At 47.2% G+C, this 17,998-nt stretch carries 11 protein-coding genes; 7 read left to right on the top strand and 4 right to left on the bottom strand.

The genetic code is table 11. The annotated features are described in order from the left end of the window. Window positions 1–47: 47 nt before the first annotated feature. Genes H583_RS0103935 through H583_RS0103945 form a run of 3 tightly spaced genes read left to right on the top strand, consistent with a single transcriptional unit; the run spans window position 48 to window position 3,353 of the window. Entirely contained in the window at window positions 48–923 is an 876-nt protein-coding gene (locus H583_RS0103935; protein ID WP_028559330.1) for an ABC transporter ATP-binding protein, read from the top strand. After that, a complete protein-coding gene (locus H583_RS31825) occupies window positions 920–2,572 on the top strand; it encodes a hypothetical protein (RefSeq protein ID WP_036708432.1) in 1,653 nt (550 codons plus the stop codon). Before H583_RS0103935 ends, H583_RS31825 begins: the two co-directional genes overlap by 4 nt. Then, entirely contained in the window at window positions 2,553–3,353 is an 801-nt protein-coding gene (locus H583_RS0103945) for a DUF4097 family beta strand repeat-containing protein (RefSeq protein WP_028559331.1), read from the top strand. Before H583_RS31825 ends, H583_RS0103945 begins: the two co-directional genes overlap by 20 nt. A gap of 96 nt (window positions 3,354–3,449) precedes the next feature. Here the strand turns inward: H583_RS0103945 and H583_RS0103950 are convergent, their stop codons facing one another. The 4 genes from H583_RS0103950 to H583_RS0103965 all read right to left on the bottom strand — a co-directional run bounded on the left by H583_RS0103950 (window position 3,450) and on the right by H583_RS0103965 (window position 6,547). Continuing rightward, window positions 3,450–4,556, bottom strand: a complete 1,107-nt coding sequence (locus tag H583_RS0103950; RefSeq protein ID WP_028559332.1) for a sensor histidine kinase — start codon at window positions 4,554–4,556, stop codon at window positions 3,450–3,452. Beyond that, window positions 4,553–5,284 (bottom strand): response regulator transcription factor, encoded by a 732-nt coding sequence (locus H583_RS0103955; protein ID WP_028559333.1) that lies wholly within the window; start codon window positions 5,282–5,284, stop codon window positions 4,553–4,555. The genes H583_RS0103950 and H583_RS0103955 overlap by 4 nt, the downstream gene beginning before the upstream one ends. 263 nt (window positions 5,285–5,547) lie before the next feature. Beyond that, complete coding sequence (locus H583_RS0103960) at window positions 5,548–5,898, bottom strand: hypothetical protein (protein WP_028559334.1); 351 nt, start codon at window positions 5,896–5,898, stop codon at window positions 5,548–5,550. Between the two features lie 298 nt (window positions 5,899–6,196). Next, window positions 6,197–6,547 (bottom strand): hypothetical protein, encoded by a 351-nt coding sequence (locus H583_RS0103965; protein WP_028559335.1) that lies wholly within the window; start codon window positions 6,545–6,547, stop codon window positions 6,197–6,199. Window positions 6,548–7,074: 527 nt separating this feature from the next. Here H583_RS0103965 and loaP point away from each other — a divergent pair. The 4 genes from loaP to H583_RS35120 all read left to right on the top strand — a co-directional run bounded on the left by loaP (window position 7,075) and on the right by H583_RS35120 (window position 17,975). Further along, a complete protein-coding gene (gene loaP, locus H583_RS0103970; protein ID WP_081666974.1) occupies window positions 7,075–7,725 on the top strand; it encodes an antiterminator LoaP in 651 nt (216 codons plus the stop codon). Further along, window positions 7,726–8,508 (top strand): 4'-phosphopantetheinyl transferase family protein, encoded by a 783-nt coding sequence (locus H583_RS31830; RefSeq protein ID WP_051235959.1) that lies wholly within the window; start codon window positions 7,726–7,728, stop codon window positions 8,506–8,508. Further along, entirely contained in the window at window positions 8,505–11,777 is a 3,273-nt protein-coding gene (gene fabD, locus H583_RS0103980) for an ACP S-malonyltransferase (protein ID WP_028559337.1), read from the top strand. The genes H583_RS31830 and fabD overlap by 4 nt, the downstream gene beginning before the upstream one ends. A 114-nt stretch (window positions 11,778–11,891) precedes the next feature. Next, window positions 11,892–17,975: a beta-ketoacyl synthase N-terminal-like domain-containing protein gene (locus H583_RS35120; protein ID WP_051235962.1), complete on the top strand. Its 6,084-nt coding sequence runs from the start codon at window positions 11,892–11,894 to the stop codon at window positions 17,973–17,975. The last annotated feature ends 23 nt before the right edge of the window (window positions 17,976–17,998 follow it).

A 17,998-nucleotide genomic window follows, 5' to 3' on the forward strand; every position in this document is an offset into this window, starting at 1 on the left:
AATGGATGAAATAGAAAATAAATTTAGACGTGCCGGAGGGGACCACAATGGAACTGGCTATTGAAAATGTTACGAAGGTGTATGGATCCAAGCAAGTCTTGCATGGCATTAATTTAAAATTGAAATCGGGTATTCTCGGATTGTTAGGTCCAAACGGGGCAGGTAAGTCTACTCTAATGCGAATGCTGGCCACGATCGAGAAACCTAGTGGAGGAACAATTACCTGGAATGGTATGGATATAGCGAAAAATCCGGACCAACTGCGTTTTGGACTCGGTTACCTGCCCCAAGACTTTGGGGTTTATCCTAATATGAATCCATTAGACTTTCTAGAATATATGGCGGCGATGAAAGGCTTAACGATGAAATCGGCCCGCCAACGGATTAATGAACTACTCGAACTGCTAAATCTGTCCAATGACCGGAAAAGACTTCTGGGTAGCTTTTCTGGAGGGATGAAGCAGCGGGTGGGGATAGCACAGTCACTACTCAATGACCCTTCCTTGTTAATCGTCGACGAGCCGACTGTCGGCCTAGACCCGGAGGAGCGAATCCGGTTCCGGAATCTTCTCTCGACTTTGTCCTCCGACCGGATTGTGATTCTGTCCACTCACATTGTGACCGATATTGAGTCAATTGCCCCACACATTGCAATTCTTTCAAAAGGCCGGCTTGTTACGTATTCAACCCCAGAGAAGCTTATCCAAGGTGCGGAAAATAAAGTATGGCTCAATGTTATTCCGTCCGATGATTTGCAGGATTTGCAGGAGAAATTCACGGTCAGTAGTGCGATTCACCGTAGTGACGGAGTACATGCAAGAATTGTATCTAATTTTAGGCCTTCACCGAATGCCTCACCGCTCCCATCATCATTGGAAGATGCTTACTTATACGCCGTATCTTCAATAGAGGCCAGATCATGATTAAAACTTGGACCATCTTTTATTATTTGATTAAGAATAATTTGATCAAACAGATGAGAAGCTACACTTTCCTGATAGTTGTAGCTCTAAGTATCTTTCTTGGATATGCTTGTGTGCCGGCTGCTTCCGACGGATATGAAGTATTCTATATTGGTGGCGTAAGGGGAATCTATAATTCCGCTTGGCTTGGCGGCATGGTGGCAATGATATCCACTTTGATTTTATGGTTGTTTGGGTTCTATATGCTGAGAAGCCAAATTTCCGAAGATGGAAGATTGAAAGTTGGTCAGATTATAGCTTCTACGCCAACCAGTAATTTCAGATATATCTTTATAAAAACCTTGTCCAATTTTGTAGTTCTTGCCGTCCTTGAAGTAATTCTGCTTCTAGCGTTTATAGCTATGCAGATGTTCCGGGGGGAAGACTACAGTTTGCAGCTCAAAGAATACCTTCTGCCACTGCTGTTTATTGCGCTGCCATCTTTGTTTGTCCTAGCCGCGCTTACAGTGTTGTTCGACGTGCTTCCAGGGATGAAGGGCGTTGTGGGAAATATTATATTCTTCACAATTTGGATAATGTTCAGCGTCATTTCAATAGCGGTTCCTAACAGTTTTTGGGATGTTTTCGGCTTGGATATTATTCGATCTGATATGGTTCGGGTAGCTACGGAACATTATCCGTTTCTGGAGTCAAGCCAGGAGGGAGGAAGTTTTGGTTATTACCCGGTAGAAGGAAGTATTCCTACCTTCAACTGGCAGGGGGTTGAATGGGATTCGCAATTGTTGACTATGCGGTTTGCTTGGGTAGGGATCGCGTTCCTGATTGTTATCTTGACCTCGCTGTTATTCACCCGTTTCAGGTCTCAGAAGGACGGGAAGGCAATTGGAAGCCTGATGATGGTGAATGTACATGGCAATAAGAACCCGATTGGAAGCCCTAGGGGGAAAACGGATTATCAGTTATCACCAGTAATCAGGGATAAGAAAATCCGAATCACCCGTCTTATCAGGGCGGAATTGCTTATCATGTTAAAGGGTTTCTCCATCTGGTGGTATATATTTACGGCTGGTGCCATAGTGGGGAGCATACTGATTCCACTTGATAAGATCCATAGCTGGCTCCCGGTCATCATGTTATTTCCTATTGCGATTTGGTCGCAAATGGGAACAAGGGAGCAGCAATTCTTTACAAAAGATTTGCTGCTATCAAGTTGTCCGCCCCTTTATAAATTCACGGCTGTCTTGATCTCAGGCATTCTTGTCACCATGTTGATTTCATCGGGGGTGCTGATTCAATTTGCATTGAACGGCAGTTGGACATCGTTTGTTGCGTGGATTGTCGGCGCAATATTCATTCCAACAACGGCTCTTGCTTTTGGATACTCCAGTGGTTCTCGCAAACTCTTTGAGGTTATTTACATGTTGTGGTGGTATCTGGGACCGGTCAATAATATTCCGTATCTTGATTTCCTGGGACTATCCAGCACGAATCACCGATTGTATATAATGCTGATCTTCTTGGCGCTCTGTGTGGCACTGATAGCTCAGCAGGTGAGGGACGGGGGAAGCTTAAAAGTAAAGGGCGTTCAAGTAAATGATTACAAAAAACAATACTCTAAAGGAGAATATAATGAAAAAGCAAAACATTAAAAGACTTACTGTTGTTTGCGCGATTACCCTAATGGTTTTTATAACAGGATGCGGTTTAGAGACAGGCTCGGCTAAGCAGGTCAAGGCCTTTGAAGGAAAGCAGGTACAGGAAGTCGTCATCAAGACTGAGGGACAAAATATTTCAGTGCGACCATCCAGCAGTCAAGAGGTGAAAGTCAGCATTGATGCGGATAAGGAAGTGCCAATGGACCTGAATGGAGGTGTACTTTCGATTGAACTGGGATCATCTTCAAACTTTATTAACTTTAAAAACTCCACGCTCCATGTGGAATTGCCTTCCCAGGCTTACCGGAAATTGAGTCTGATTACTGCCTCTGGCCAGATTACTGGTGAGGAGCTTCGAGCAGACGAGCTGCAACTCTCAACAGATTCAGGTGACATCAAAATCAACGGATATGATGGAAGTCAGATTACGGGCGAAGTAGCGGCCGGCAGCATCGACCTGAAAAACGTTAATGGCAACATTGTTCTTAATAATGACACTGGAAATATAAAAATATCTCATAATGGGAAAATAGGTAAGGAGAGCGTGATCAGAACGGAAACAGGTTCAGTTGATTTCGCCTTTGAGAATAAACCAGCTTCTTTGCAGCTTGACGTATCGACTGAATCGGGGAGTATTAAATCCTCTCTTACTTCTCCCGAGGATATTATTCCCAAAGGAGCGGGGAGCAGATTAAATGCAGTCATAGGATCGGAAGACGGGGGAGTTCCTCTGCTCACGATCCGTTCCTCATCTGGCAGCATCAATTTAAAGTAATGTTGCAAGTATAAACATTCAATTCGAATGGGCGGTTTTTATTTATAGGAAAGACCTTAATAAAAGTGACCCTCTTGCGGGTCACTTTTATTTTAATCAAGGAACGAGTTCAGAAGGAAGTAGAATTGTAAAGGAAGTACCATTACCTGGAGTGCTTTCCACCGAGATTTGTCCTCCATGGGCATGTATTAAATTTTTCACAATAGCCATGCCAAGCCCTGTACCAAATTCAGAAGAAATAGTTGTGGTTCCACGATAATATTTTTGAAACAGGTTGCTTAAGGTCTCTTGATCCATACCTACCCCGTTATCCGTTATCTTGATAGAGATGGACTGATTGGATTCCTTCTGTATGGTGACGTCAATTGCGGTACCAGGGGGATTATGCAGAATAGAATTCATCAAGAGATTCTGTAGGACACGGTACATCAATCGTTCATCGAAAGTTATGGGGATGTATTCTTCCTTCGAGTTAAATTGCAATTCATAAGAAAAAGCTCGCGGATCATTCCATGTATCTGCTAACAAATTTTTAAGAAAAGAGATGATATTGGTTTCTTTTTGGTTGAGTGGTAATTTCCATTGTGCACCATTAATTTGAAGCGAAATATTTAAATCTTGTATTAATGCTTCCATATGTAATCCTTTTTTTTGGATTTCATGTAGAAAAGATTTTTTCTCTTCTTCACTCCATGTGTATTCCTCATTCAGGAGCAGGGCTGAATATCCTGTTATGTAGGTAAGTGGGGTTTTCAGGTCATGGGAAATGCCTGCTATCCAATCTTTTTTAGCTTCTTCTAATCTGTTTCTATCCTGTTTAGCTTTTTGAAGTGATATGGATAAAGAGTCTATATTAGAAATTACCTCATGATAAAGCCGATATGGTCTCCTATGCGTATGACTTCCGGTAAGTAGGGATCGTTTGAGTTCCGGAGGGGAGTAAACTCCTTGTGACAAGTTGGAAATCCATCCCATCATATACCAAAGAGGGCTGCCGAAATACCAGCTGAAGATTATACTACAGGCGGTAATGTGAATCAGAAAAACAAGGAGCACCCAGATATCATAGTAAGGATCCCCATCAGTCACGTGCAAAAGAGGGAAGAGAAATTCGATCGTCAGCATAATTGATATTCCCATGCTCATCAGCCATATAAAGAGACCAATTACAAAATGGATACCAAATCGAAGCTTGATCTTCATTGTGGTTCTCCATGAAAAGGCGGTACAAATTTATACCCTATCCCCTTTAAATTGATGATCATCTCAGGAGATTTAGGATTGGACTCCAGCTTTTTTCTGATTTTAGATATATGCATAGCAACGGTCTTTTCTTCCCCATACTGAGGAAGTTCTTTCCAAACCAATTCATAGATTTGAGATGAAGTGAAAATACGGTTCGGATTCTTAAAAAAGAAAAGAAGTAAATCCAGTTCCTTGGCTGTGCATTCCAGATGATGTTCATTTACTACAAGCGTTGCATGGTCAAGCAACAGTGCAACGGGTCCAAAACGCAGCTCATTTTTTTCATTTTTGTCGGGATGGGGGTGTCTTAACGAGTTTTGTCTCCGTAACAAAGCTTGAATTCTGGCTACAATTTCAAGAGGGTTAAACGGTTTGGTAATATAATCGTCTCCGCCAATTCCAAAACCGATCAATTTGTCAAAATCACTTGAACAGGCGGTTACAAAAATGATAGGAGTATTTGTTAAGTTACGAATCTGCTTACACAATTCGAGGCCACTTATATCTGGAAGCATTACATCCAATAAAATGACATCATACACATGATCGCGGACTAAATCCAAGGCTTTCTGGCCGGATGTACAGGTAGTAATGTGAATGTATCGCTCTTTTTTTAAGGTGATTTCTAATAAGGTGAGTATGCCTTCCTCATCGTCCACCAAAAGTATGCGTTCCTGTTTTAGCAAAGTGTAATCCTCCTGAATATGAATCTATAATTAAATCTCTAAAATGGAAATAAACGTGTTCAATTGCATTTTAACCTTCAAAGAGATTAACATGCAATATATGGAATGAAAATCTATAAATCTTGCTTGCTAGGAATTTCGATAACTCAGCTGAGGCTTAGTCTAGCAGGTCAATAAAAAAGGGCTCCATTCATACGCATTCAAAATAAAAAGACGGCAGCATCAGAGCTGTCGTCTTACATTTGTTATATGGTTTTAAGGTGTTACTCTTGAATCAGTTGATCCGAGTAAACATTAACGGTTCCAACAGAGTTTGTAACTCTCAATTTGTAGTAATCTGCCGGAAGGTTGGAAGCTAACAACAATTTTTGGGTTGTTGTCTCAAGCGGACGCACAGTAAAATACCTGGAGCCTACTGGAACGTCGCCGTTAGGGGTGACTCTGAGCAACGTAATTTCAATACTTCCATGCCCATTAAAACTCGGATTGTAGGCGCTGAACTTGTAGGAAACATTGCCTGAAAGATAGATAGGTGACGATGTTCCAGCTGAAGCGATGGACGATAAGGACAATAGCATGATCATCATGATGGCGATAACAGAAAACTTTTTCATAATTATACTCCCTTTCAAAATTATAATATAAATTACATTTTCATTCTATATTTCTATTTTAATTATGTCAATATATTCTTAATTAGTAATTTTATTGATTTTAATGCTCAATCTGAAAATTAATTCTTGATGATTTAAACCGGAATCCGATGCCGGTTACATTCCAATAGAATCCTGTCTTTATAGTTGCGGTGATTGCAGGTATGCTTCTTCTTGATTGCGTAGTCAACTTTCAGTGTTGAGCCTAATTCAAACATAAAAAGACGACAGCTAGAGTTGTCGTCTTATAATTCCGGTTTTATTCTTGAATCAGCTGGTCTGCGTAAACATAAACGGTGCCAAAGGAATTCGTAATTTGCAATTTGTAGTAATCCGCCGGGAGGTTGGAAGCTAACAGCAATTTTTGGGTAGTTGTCTCAAGCGGACGAACAGTGAAGTAACTGGAAGTAACTGGAATATCTCCGTTAGGAGTTACTCTGAGCAACGTAAATTGAACAGCTCCATGCCCATTAAAGCTCGGATTGTAGGCAGTGAACTTGTAATAAACATTGCCCGCAAGAGGGATAGGTGGGGATGTTCCGGCTGAAGCGATGGACGATAAGGAAAGCAGCATGATCATCATGATGGCGATTACAGAAAACTTTTTCATAATTACACTCCCTTTCAAAATAAGTATATAAATTACATTTTTATTCTATATTTCTATTTTGATTATGTCAATATATTCTGAATTGTCAGTTTCATTGTTTTTTTTAAGATAAAAGTATAGCATATAGAAGTTTATCACTTGCATTGTCCATGTACGAGAGGTTCTGCTTGGGTGGCTGTTTGTCCAGGGTCAAGCATAAATATACAAAAAAATAAAATCGACAACAAATTACGACATACAAACCTATTTATCCTATTTATAATAAATATAGTTCGAATTTCTGTTTTGAGGAAGGTTTTGTTACACAAGAAGAGGAAAAGGCTATTTGATTTGTTAGTATAACTATTAGCAAACCAAGACATTTAAACGCTGTTTCGGCACGTTAAGTGATTCGCTTAGCCACACACCAGTTCGGGTAGTGCAACTGTTGCTTGCACGATTGGGCGAAGCTATGACTAAGGGTTATAAGCCGGGCGCCCAAACTTCTGTACCATTTTCATATCATCAACGTCTAAGCGTTTGATGAGATGAAAATGGTTTTTTTTAATTTTCATTACAGAAGGATAACCGTAAGAGGTGGGGTTTGGATGAAGTGGTATGCTGTGTTTGTTACGACCGGCAAGGAAGAGGATGTCAAACGAATGTTCCAACGCAAGCTGGGGGAGGAAAATTGTAAATGCTGTATTCCAAAAAGAAAGGTTCCTGAAAAGAAAGACGGCCAGACTTGTCACGTGGTAAGGACTATGTTCCCTGGCTATGTTTTTGTTCATGCAAAAATGGATTTCAAATTCTATTATAAGTTGATGACAATTCCGAATATCGTATCCTTCCTGAATTATTCAAATCAAAAGGATTTGAAGTTTCACCAGGTTATTCAAGATGAACAGGCCTTTTTCAAGCATATCCCCGACGAAGAAATGTCAGAATTATTGACACTGATCAATAATGAAAACGATACGATGGAGTATTCGGAATTCTATTTTCAAAATGGCAGTATGACTATTTTATCCGGTCCCTTGGCTGGCAGAGAAGAGAAGATAAAGAAAATCGACAAGCGGAAGAAGAGAGCGAAAATATCCATTCGTTTTTTGGGAAAGGAGAATTTGATTGATATTGGCTATGAAGCGTTAAATCCATTAACGGAATTATCCGACTTAAGCAGAGGAGAAGGGAGTTAATTGACGTTCTATATGTTTCGTACAGAATGCGTATTGCAGCATCTAAGGCTGCAAACAGCGGAAAGAGACTATCCTGTCGTGATGAGCGTGTTTAATTCGCCGGGCAGGATGGAGGACAACCTGGATTGGCTTCATCCGGGCGAATTTGAATATTTGCATACCTTGAACTTCCCCAGACGCAGGCACAGCTACTTGGCAGGCCGATATGTTGCCAAACATGCCGTGGCTGGATTCATTGACGCATATGTTCCGTTTCATGAAATCGAAATCAGTCACGGCCTGTTGGGACAGCCGGTCGTGACTGCTGCCGGGCGCCCCAATATTCAGGTAAGTATTTCGCATTGTGATGATGCAGCGTCAGCCCTTGCATTTCCTGAGTCGGTTCCGCTCGGAATTGATGTAGAGCTGATTTGTACGTCGAGGCTTGATGTGCTGTACAACCAGCTTACAGACCGGGAACGTGATGTGTGGAACCGGCTTCCATTTGCGCCAGAGGCTTCATTGACAATGCTGTGGTCGGGAAAAGAGGCGCTCTCCAAAGTGCTACGGACCGGATTGACTATGCCGCAGCATTATTATGAAACCATAGAGCTGGAGGTCAATTCCTCCGGTTTCTATGGTCGCTATGCAAATTTTCCTCAGCATCGTTTTTTGGCTTATGCCACAGAGTCCCATTCCTATGCAATTACGTATCCTTACCACACCATAATCACAGATATTGATGGACAACCACTGGAATCTAATTTCCACAGGTATTTAAAAACGGGGGATAGCAACGGATGAGCGAATCGAAGCCGATTGTGTTTATGTACTCCGGTCAGGGGTCGCAATATTACAATATGGGCCGCGTACTGTTTGAACAGGAGCCGGTATTTCGCGATTGGATGCTCCGTCTTGATCAAGCCGCTTCCGCCCTGATTGGCGAATCTCTGTTAGAGAAACTTTATGATGGCAAGCGAAAGATAACAGAGGTTTTTGACCGCACGCTATTCACCCATCCTGCTATTTACATGGTTGAAATTGCGATGACACAGCTCCTGCTGGCCAATGATATTCATCCTGACTATGTAATGGGTGAAAGTCTGGGGGAGTTCGCAGCGGCAACAACAGCAGGGATAACGGACTGGGAAACCGGCCTGGAGATGGTAATCCAGCAGGCCCGGACGATTGAAGCCTGTTGCGTTGAGGGTGGCATGCTTGCGGTACTTGGTGATATTTCATTGTACACGGATAGCATCTATCTTCGTGAGCGATGCGAGCTGGCTTCTGTCCTTCACAACTCCCACTTTGTTCTTACAGGAGGCAAAGACGCGATTGGGGAAATAGCTGAATGGCTGAGCCGGAAGCAGATCATGAAGGAGCCGCTGCCCGTCTCCCATGCCTTCCATTCCACTCTTCTCCATGCTGCCGAAGACAGTGTTCAGCGTAATTATTCTCAAAAAAAGTTCCGTCAGGGAACCGTACCGTTAATATCGGGAATCAACGGCGCCATGCTGCGGGAACTGCCCTCCGGGTATTTATGGCAAGCGGTCCGGCAGCCGATCAGGCTTGCCCGGAGCTTAGGGATAGTGGAAGACAACGGCCCGGCAGTTTATCTCGATCTTGGGCCCTCCGGCGGTATGGCCAATCTGGCCAAGCGAAGTTTGCGTCAAGGCTCACGATCGGAGAGCAGGACGATTATGTCGCGCTTCCAACAAGACGCTGCAAACTGGGAAATATTAAAGAGAGAGCCAAAATATAAACGCCATAAGGCCCAACAGGGTAAGGAGGAACGGTCAATGCGTGCTTATTTGTTTCCTGGACAAGGTTCCCAACACCTTGGTATGGGTGAGGGGTTGTTTGATAAATATCCCGAATTGACAGCTCAAGCAGACCGGATACTGGGATACTCCATTAAAGAGCTGTGTCTGGAGGATCCAAACGGTGTTTTGGGCAATACGAAATATACACAGCCCGCGCTATATGTTGTGAATACACTCCATTATTTGGAGATGGTAAACGATCAAGGCCCTCCGGACATTGTAGCGGGTCACAGCCTGGGAGAGTACACGGCACTTTACGCAGCGGGTGTGTTTGATTTTGAAACGGGCCTGCGGCTCGTCCGGCACCGTGGGGAGCTGATGAGCGAGGCGACCGGGGGCGGCATGGCGGCCGTAATCGGATTGAGCGAGGATAAGCTTAGACAGACACTTATGGATCATGGCCTGCAGCAGGTAGACATTGCCAACTATAATCATGTGACACAAATTGTGATTTCTGGTCCGCAAGCTCAAATCGAACAGGCCCAGCAAGCCTGCGAGAAGGCCGGAGCCCGAATCGTCATTCCGCTAAAAGTGAGCGGTGCATTCCATTCTAGTATGATGATGGCTGCTTCGGAACGCTTTGCTGCTTTTTTGGAGGAATTTTCATTCAAAGAACTTCAAATACCTGTTATCTCTAACGTAACCGCGAGACCATATAAGCAGCATGAGCTCAAAAAATACTTGAGCAGCCAAATCACCCACTCTGTACAATGGACGAATACTATTCAATATTGCATGGGCTTGAATGTCACGGAATATAAGGAGGTCGGGCCGGGCAATGTGTTAACGAAGCTTGTTGCCGCAATCCGCAAGGACGGAACACCATTAATTATTAATGATGAGCCGAGTGAACAACAGGAACATTCAAGCGGCTTGTCTTCGGTGGAAGCGAAGGCTTTGGATAGTGACAGCATGGGCATGAAGCTGGGCGATGCGCAATTCAAACTCGAATACGGGCTTAACTACGCGTATGTGACAGGAGCAATGTACAAAGGGATTGCTTCCGAGCAGATGGTCGTGCGGACGGGCAAGGCAGGAATGCTGGGTGTCTTCGGGGCAGGGGGATTGCAAATTGAACGTGTTGAAACAGCTATTCGCACCATCCAGCAGCAGCTGCAGAACGGGGAGCCGTATGCTTTTAATTTGCTGCATGATCCTGAACAACCGGAGAGGGAAGATAAACTGGTAGATTTGTATGTGAAATATAAGGTGAGCGTAATTGAAGCGTCTGCCTATATGAGTGTAAATTCAGCCCTGGTCAGGTATCGCGCCTTGGGATTAAGCCGGAATTCCGATGGAAGTCCAGCCATTGCAAATCGGATTATTGCCAAGGTATCACGCCCGGAAGTGGCGGAGTCCTTCTTAAGCCCGCCCCCTGAACGGATGATCAACAAGCTCCTCCTTCAAGGGCTTATTACAGCGGAGGCGGCAGAACTGCTGCGGGAGGTCCCGATGGCTGATGATATTTCGGTAGAAGCCGATTCCGGGGGACACACGGATCATCGCTCGCCTTACACCCTGTTGCCGTCCATTATCCGCCTGAGGGACCAGTTCATGAAAGTTTACGGCTATAGCAAGCGTATTCGTGTTGGTGCAGCAGGAGGTATCGGGACGCCAGAAGCTGCACTTGCGGCTTACATGATGGGTGCAGATTACATCGTCACGGGCTCCATCAATCATTGCACAGTTGAGGCCGATACGAGCGAGCCGGTCAAGGATCTGCTCCAGCAGGCCAATATTCAAGATATGGACTATGCCCCGGCCGGCGACATGTTCGAGCTTGGAGCCAAGGTTCAAGTGTTGAAAAAGGGCGGATTCTTTTCAGCACGTGCGAATAAATTGTATGAACTGTACCGCAATTATAATTCGATTGATCAGATTGATGCCCAGACACGGAAGATGATTGAGGAGAAGTTCTTTCATAAATCATTTGATGACGTGTACAGGGAAGTAAGGGCCTACAAGGCGCCGGGTGATATTGAGAAAGCGGAGCAGAATCCCAAACATAAGATGGCGCTTATTTTCAAGTGGTATTTTGCCATGTCTAACCGGGCGGCGCTTCTCGGTGATCCTGTCCAGCGTCTCAACTATCAAATTCATTGCGGACCGGCGCTGGGCGCATTTAATCAATGGGTGAAAGGGACGAGCCTGGAGGATTGGCGGCAGCGCCATGTAGATGAGATCGGCCAAAAGCTATGTGACGAGACCGCTGGCCTGCTTCAGCGTCAAGTATTGCAATATGCGACATAAGCTTTTACATCGCAGCAGCTGTTGTAGAAAAAGCAAATGCCAGACATCTCAAGATGCCAGGCATTTGCTTTATTTGTGTGCTTCTAAACCTGTTTAAGAGGAGAAAAGTTCAATATGGAGCATAAAAGCGAAGTAATTGAGGAATTAGGCCGTGCAGATGGGCGAAATGATATTGCCATCGTCGGCATGGCATGCCGGTTCCCGAGAGCCGGCCATTATGATGCTTTTTGGGAGCTGCTTGTATCGGACCGTTCCAGCGTAGGGGAAATACCGCGCGAGCGCTGGGACTGGTCGGCTTACTGGGGAGATGAACAAGGAGAGGGCAATACCAGCTATAGCAGGTGGGGCGGATTTTTGGACAATGTCGATGCTTTTGACCCCGGATTCTTCGGCTTGTCGGCACGAGAGGCGGAGACGATGGATCCGCAACAGCGATTAATGCTGGAATTGACGTGGAATAGTCTGGAGGATGCCGGAATCGTCCCTTCCCGTCTTTCGGGGACGAATGTCGGCGTATACATCGGTGCGTTCAATTATGATTACAAAGAGCTTCAGGAACAACAGGCACAGGTTATTCAGACGTATCATTCTACCGGAACTGCGAACGCTGTAATTGCGAACCGCATTTCGTATTTTTTTAATTTCAAGGGCCCAAGCCTGTCTCTGGATACGGCTTGCTCGGGTTCCCTGAATGCTATACATGCAGCTGTACAGTCATTGCAGGCAGGTGAATGCAAGATCGCACTTGCGGGCGGTGTCAATCTGTTGCTGACCCCGACGCGCTACATCTCGTTTGCCAAAACAGGCATGCTATCGCCTACGGGCTCCTGTAAAACATTTGACGACAGTGCAGATGGTTATGTCCGCGGCGAAGGGGCCGGTGTGCTGATTCTCAAGCCGTTGGAACAGGCACTTGAAGATGGGGACCGCATCCATGGCATTATAAAAGGCAGCGCCATTAATCATAACGGCAAAACTCATACGCTGACTTATCCAAATCCGGATGCCCAGGCGGAGGTCATTTGCGAAGCTTACCGCAAGGCCGGGATATCACCGCAAAGTGTCAGTTATATCGAGACGCATGGAACGGGGACGCCGAAGGGTGATCCCCTGGAATTTCAGGGACTGTGCAGGGCATTCGAACAGCTGGCGCAAGAAGGGGAAATTGAACTCAAAAATGGCTATTGCGCCTTGGGAGCAGTAAAGTCCAATATCGGACATCTCGAAGCAGCAGCCGGCATAGCAGGTGTCATCAAGACACTGCTCGCCTTCAAGCATAAGCAGTTGCCCAAACTGCACCATTATAACAAGCTGAATCATCGGATTCAGGTACGCTCCACCCCTTTTTATATGCTAGATGCCCTTAAACCGTGGAGAGCGCTTAAGGACCAGGATGGACGAACGCTGCCGCGGCGGGCGGGGGTCAGCTCGTTTGGCTTCGGGGGTACGAATGCGCATATTTTGTTGGAAGAACCTCCGGAAATACCTTCACTTCGCAGAGGAAGGACCAGCTTTTCCGCTTATCTGATCTGCTTGTCAGCAAAGACAGGGGAGGCATTGAAGGAGAAGCAGCGTGAGCTTGCCCTTTGGCTTCAGGGCGACGGGCGGGAGGCGAATCTGCTGGATGTCAGTGCTACCCTGTTGGTAGCCAAGGAGCATTTTAACACGAAAGCGGCATTCGTAGTCTCCGGTACAGAGGAGCTTATTGCCAAGTTGGAACAGAATCTCAGCGGGAAAACGCCGGAGGGCTTTTTCGTTGGACAGGAACCAGTCAGCCAGCAGCCGGATAACGATGCTCCGCTCAAGCTGGCTGCGGCGCTTGCGGATAAAAAAGGCAGTAGTACGGCATACCGAAACCGGCTTATTGCCCTTGCCAAACGTTATATTAACGGAGAACGATGGGATACAACGGGGCTTGGGGAGCGTATTCCATACCAGCGTCTGACTTTGCCGGCATATCCTTTTGCAAAGGAGCGGTACTGGCTGCCTGAGCTTGAGTCAGCCCCGGCTGTTGCACAGGACCTCTCCGCCTCACAGTTCCATAATCTTCACCCGCTTTTGCACCGGAACACTTCGAGTCTGCAAGAGCACCGCTACAGTACAGCCTGGACAGGCAGGGAGAGCAGCATCCTGTCAGGGATAGAGAAGCCGGGGACTGCCTTGCCGTCGCTGCTCTTATTGGAAATGGCCCGGGCTGCGCTCTCTTTATCGGACGGGACAGGCAGCGGCATTGGGAGTGCAATCAGGCTGCAGGAGATTGTCTGGCCGCAACCGATGGCTGCTCCGGTGGAAGGGCAGGAAGTGCATACGGCATTAATTCCATTCGGAGATGAAACTGTAGGGTTTGAAATCTACAGGGATGCACAAGGCGATCAGCCGGGTGTGATTTATTGTCAGGGTCATGCCCGCCGGCTGGTTGAGGGAGCGGCGGGCATCGCGAGTCTGACCTTGCCCGGGCTGGACCGGAACTGGACGGCAGAAGTCTCTCCCGGACATTTGCCGTATATTAAGGAGTCTTACCGTTACAATAAGCAATTCCTTGTACGCCTGCATGTGGCCGATAATTCTGTACAAACAGACGCTATGTTCCTGCATCCCGGCATGCTGGATGCCGTTATTGGGGCCGCCTGGACGGCTGTCGGCGTGAACCTTGAAGCGGCAAATACAGTTCTTGTTGCTGTAGGAGAGCTCGGAATTTATGGGGCCTGCTCTTCAGAGATGTGGGTGCTTATCCATGCAGACCACAGCAAGGACAGCGGGATCCTTCATGTCAACATGATGCTGTATGATTCAGAGGGAAGCTGCCGGCTCGCAATTAGAGGGATGGAGCTTGAACGAAACGGTGCGGAGTCTATTCCCGATGAAGAAATCAAGGATACTGAAAGGCAATGGTTTAGTGTGCAGAAGAGCTGGACGCCCCAGCCGCTCATTCCCGGGGAACTGGCAGAAGGAGCTATTGCGGTGCTGGCGGATTCAGATACGGAAAGCCTGGCATTATCGCTCCAGAAGACGCTGAATGCTCATTCGGTAGAGCTCATCCGGGCGGATGCTTCTGCGGACCAGTATGGCGGGCAGGATTGGAGCAGATACAGCGCTTGGATTGACTTGACTGGCTGTGGCAATCAGATGGAGCCGAGCTGGGATTGGATTACGGTACTGCAGCAGGCAGTGGAGAACAGCCGCCAGAACGGAATACGGCTGCTGGGCATTACCAGAGGGCTGGAGTCATTGCAAAATGAAAGCATCCATCGGGCGGGTGCGGCTCGTGCAGGACTGTACCGGATGCTGCAAAGTGAATACCGGCATCTGATCTCCAGGCATATTGATGTGGAAGCCTCTGCGACAGCGGAAAGCATTGCAGCAGTTATTGCCGGAGAACTGGCGTCTCACGGGGAAGATAGTGAAATTTGCTACCGTCATGGCACCCGCTACAAGGCGGTGCTGAATGCCATGGAACTGCCTGAAGGAAAGTTGGAGCAATCGTCTAAGCTCCGGTTTTCAGAGCAGGAGGTATTGTGGATTACAGGTGGAACAAGGGGATTAGGCTATCTGTGCGCCCGGCATTTTGTCGAGCATCATGGTGTTAAACGGCTGGTTCTTAGCGGGAGAGAGGAACTGCCGCCACGCGAGCATTGGAACCAGCAGCTGCCGGCGGGCCAAAGAGCCAAGGTAGAGGCGATCCTCCGTCTGGAAGCGCTTGGTGTCCAAGTTAAGGTATTGTCCACTCCGCTTTCCGACCGTGAGGCGATGAACCGGCATGTGCAAACGATACGTACCGATTGGGGCCCGATAGCAGGTGTCATTCATTGCGCCGGCAGTTGGGATTTGGATTATCCGGCCTTTATCCGCAAACCGCTGGATGTTGTTAAGCAGGTAATGGAGCCAAAGACGGAGGGATTTGAAGTATTATTTGAGAGCGTAAAGGCGGAGCCCTTGCGTTTCTTTGTGCTGTTCTCATCGGTATCTGCCATTATTCCAACCCTGGGTGCAGGGAGAAGCGATTATGCGATGGCGAACGCTTATCTGGATTACGCAGCGGAAGCCCACCGGGATTCGTGCCCGATCATTAGTATTCAGTGGCCGAGCTGGAAGGAAACAGGACTTGGCGAGGTGACCAATAAAGCTTATGACGATACGGGACTGTGCAGCATTACGAATAAAGAAGGCCTGAAATGGCTGGATTTGCTTCTCGCGGAAGGCAAGGGGCCGGTCGTAATGCCTGTTGTCGTACAGCCGGATAAATGGCGTCCCGAGAAGTTAATGGAACGGTACCTCGCTTCAGCCTCCACAGCTGAAGAAGGCAGAGTGACAGCACATCATCCGGAAGATAGCCAGGCTGATGAAAAGCTGTCTGAAGCTGCGAAGGCATGGCTGACATCCTTGCTGGCCAGAGAATTAAAAACGGATGCTGAAAAGCTGGCAAGCGATGCGCCGTTCCAGCAGTTCGGGATGGATTCCATTATGCTGGCGCAAGTTGTCCGGCAAATGGATCGAAGCTTAGAGGGACTTGCCGTTGATCCGGCAGCCTTTCTTGAGCATGGAACAATTGCGGGCATGACCCGCTACCTGGTGTTGAATCATGCGGAGGCTGTATCGGCGCTGGTGCCTTCCGAATCGCATACCCCTGCGGAGCCTTCAGCAGGAACGGGGAATGAAGACAGCGGTACATTCACGTATACAAGCAAAGCTTCCAGTCAAAAGACTGTTGTCTCTATACGGCAAAGAAAGGGACAGCCGGCACCTGGCAGCGCTGACATACGCAGCAGGATTGCTGTTATCGGCATGGCCTGCCACTTTCCGGAGGCGGCTACGTTGGATGCGTACTGGCGCAACCTGCGCCTTGGAAGGGACAGTATAGGTGAAGTTCCGTTGTCGCGATGGGATTGGCGGCGTCATTACGAACCCGGCCGGCATCGGGAAGGCAAGAGTATTAGCAAGTTTGGCGCCTTTTTGGAGCAGATCGAATACTTTGACCCTGGCTATTTCCATATCGCCGAGTCATTGGCCGAGCAGATCGATCCTTTGCAGCGGCAATGGCTGGAGGTGAGCGCCGAAGCGCTCGCGGATGCCGGTTACGGCAAAAAGAATGTGTGGGGCAAACGTGTGGGGGTATTTGTAGGCGCCCGCACCAGTAATTTCGGTCTCAAGTATTGTGCTGCAAACAAGGACATTCTCGTGGCTACAGGCCAGAATTTTATTGCGGCCCATCTGTCGCACATCTATAACTTCAAAGGGCCGAATATGGTGGTAGATGCTGCTTGTGCAAGCTCACTGACTGCCATTCATTTGGCAGTACGCAGCATCCAAAGCGGGGAGGCGGAGATGGCCCTTGCAGGCGGGGTGGAGATTTTGCTGGATGAATCCATGTATTTGGACTTGAGCGCAGCCAAAATCTTGTCGCCGGAAGGGCGCTGCCGTACATTCGACTCCAGTGCAAACGGAATAGGCCTTGGGGAAGGCTGTGGTGTGCTGGTGCTTAAATCCTTACAATCAGCTATTGCAGACGGGGATAAAATTTACGGTGTTATTGACGGTACAGCTGTGAACAATGACGGGAATACAATGGGTGTTACGACTCCGAATCCCGAAGCGCAGCGGGAATTGATTGAAGCGGCGATCAAGGACGGCAATGTGCATCCGGACACGATTACCTATGTGGAAGCGCATGGCACAGGGACGCTGATCGGGGATCCGATTGAGCTTAAGGCACTCACCCAAGTCTTCGGCAATTACACAAGCAATAAGCAGTTTTGCGGTGTTGGAAGTGTGAAGACGAACCTGGGGCATTTGCTGAGCGCAGCGGGAGCAGCCAGCATTATTAAAGTGCTTCTGTCAATGACAGCGGGAGAACTGCCGCCTACATTGAACTGTGACCAGCCGAACCCCCGCTTTAATTTCAATGACTCTCCTTTTTACCTGGTGAGAGAGACGATGCCTTGGCAGGGCGAACAGAATGTACGCCGGGCGGGCATCAGTTCTTTTGGACTGGGCGGCAACAATGCGCACATTATTGTAAGCAATGAGGGAATTCCCGGGCGGCTTCGGGCATCACTTGCGCCTAAGGGAGAGAAGGTTGTATTCAACAGACGCAGATTTTGGCCGAAGCCGCCGCTTGAAGAAGAGTTGCAGCACGCGTATGCGGAAGCGGAGGATGACGGATTTGCGGGATTTTTTGAGCCTGTCCAGATTACAAGGTAAGGAGTATCGCTAATGACCAGTCC

Origin of the sequence: Paenibacillus pinihumi DSM 23905 = JCM 16419, from assembly GCF_000422505.1 — a bacterium.
Taxonomy (GTDB): Bacteria; Bacillota; Bacilli; order Paenibacillales; family Paenibacillaceae; genus Paenibacillus_D; species Paenibacillus_D pinihumi.

Coding starts and splice junctions, on each gene's coding strand:
- H583_RS0103935 (WP_028559330.1), top strand. CDS start 48: ATGGAACTGGCTATTGAAAATGTTACGAAGGTGTATGGATCCAAGCAA.
- H583_RS31825 (WP_036708432.1), top strand. CDS start 920: ATGATTAAAACTTGGACCATCTTTTATTATTTGATTAAGAATAATTTG.
- H583_RS0103945 (WP_028559331.1), top strand. CDS start 2,553: ATGAAAAAGCAAAACATTAAAAGACTTACTGTTGTTTGCGCGATTACC.
- H583_RS0103950 (WP_028559332.1), bottom strand. CDS start 4,556: ATGAAGATCAAGCTTCGATTTGGTATCCATTTTGTAATTGGTCTCTTT.
- H583_RS0103960 (WP_028559334.1), bottom strand. CDS start 5,898: ATGAAAAAGTTTTCTGTTATCGCCATCATGATGATCATGCTATTGTCC.
- H583_RS0103965 (WP_028559335.1), bottom strand. CDS start 6,547: ATGAAAAAGTTTTCTGTAATCGCCATCATGATGATCATGCTGCTTTCC.
- loaP (WP_081666974.1), top strand. CDS start 7,075: ATGAAAATGGTTTTTTTTAATTTTCATTACAGAAGGATAACCGTAAGA.
- fabD (WP_028559337.1), top strand. CDS start 8,505: ATGAGCGAATCGAAGCCGATTGTGTTTATGTACTCCGGTCAGGGGTCG.
- H583_RS35120 (WP_051235962.1), top strand. CDS start 11,892: ATGGAGCATAAAAGCGAAGTAATTGAGGAATTAGGCCGTGCAGATGGG.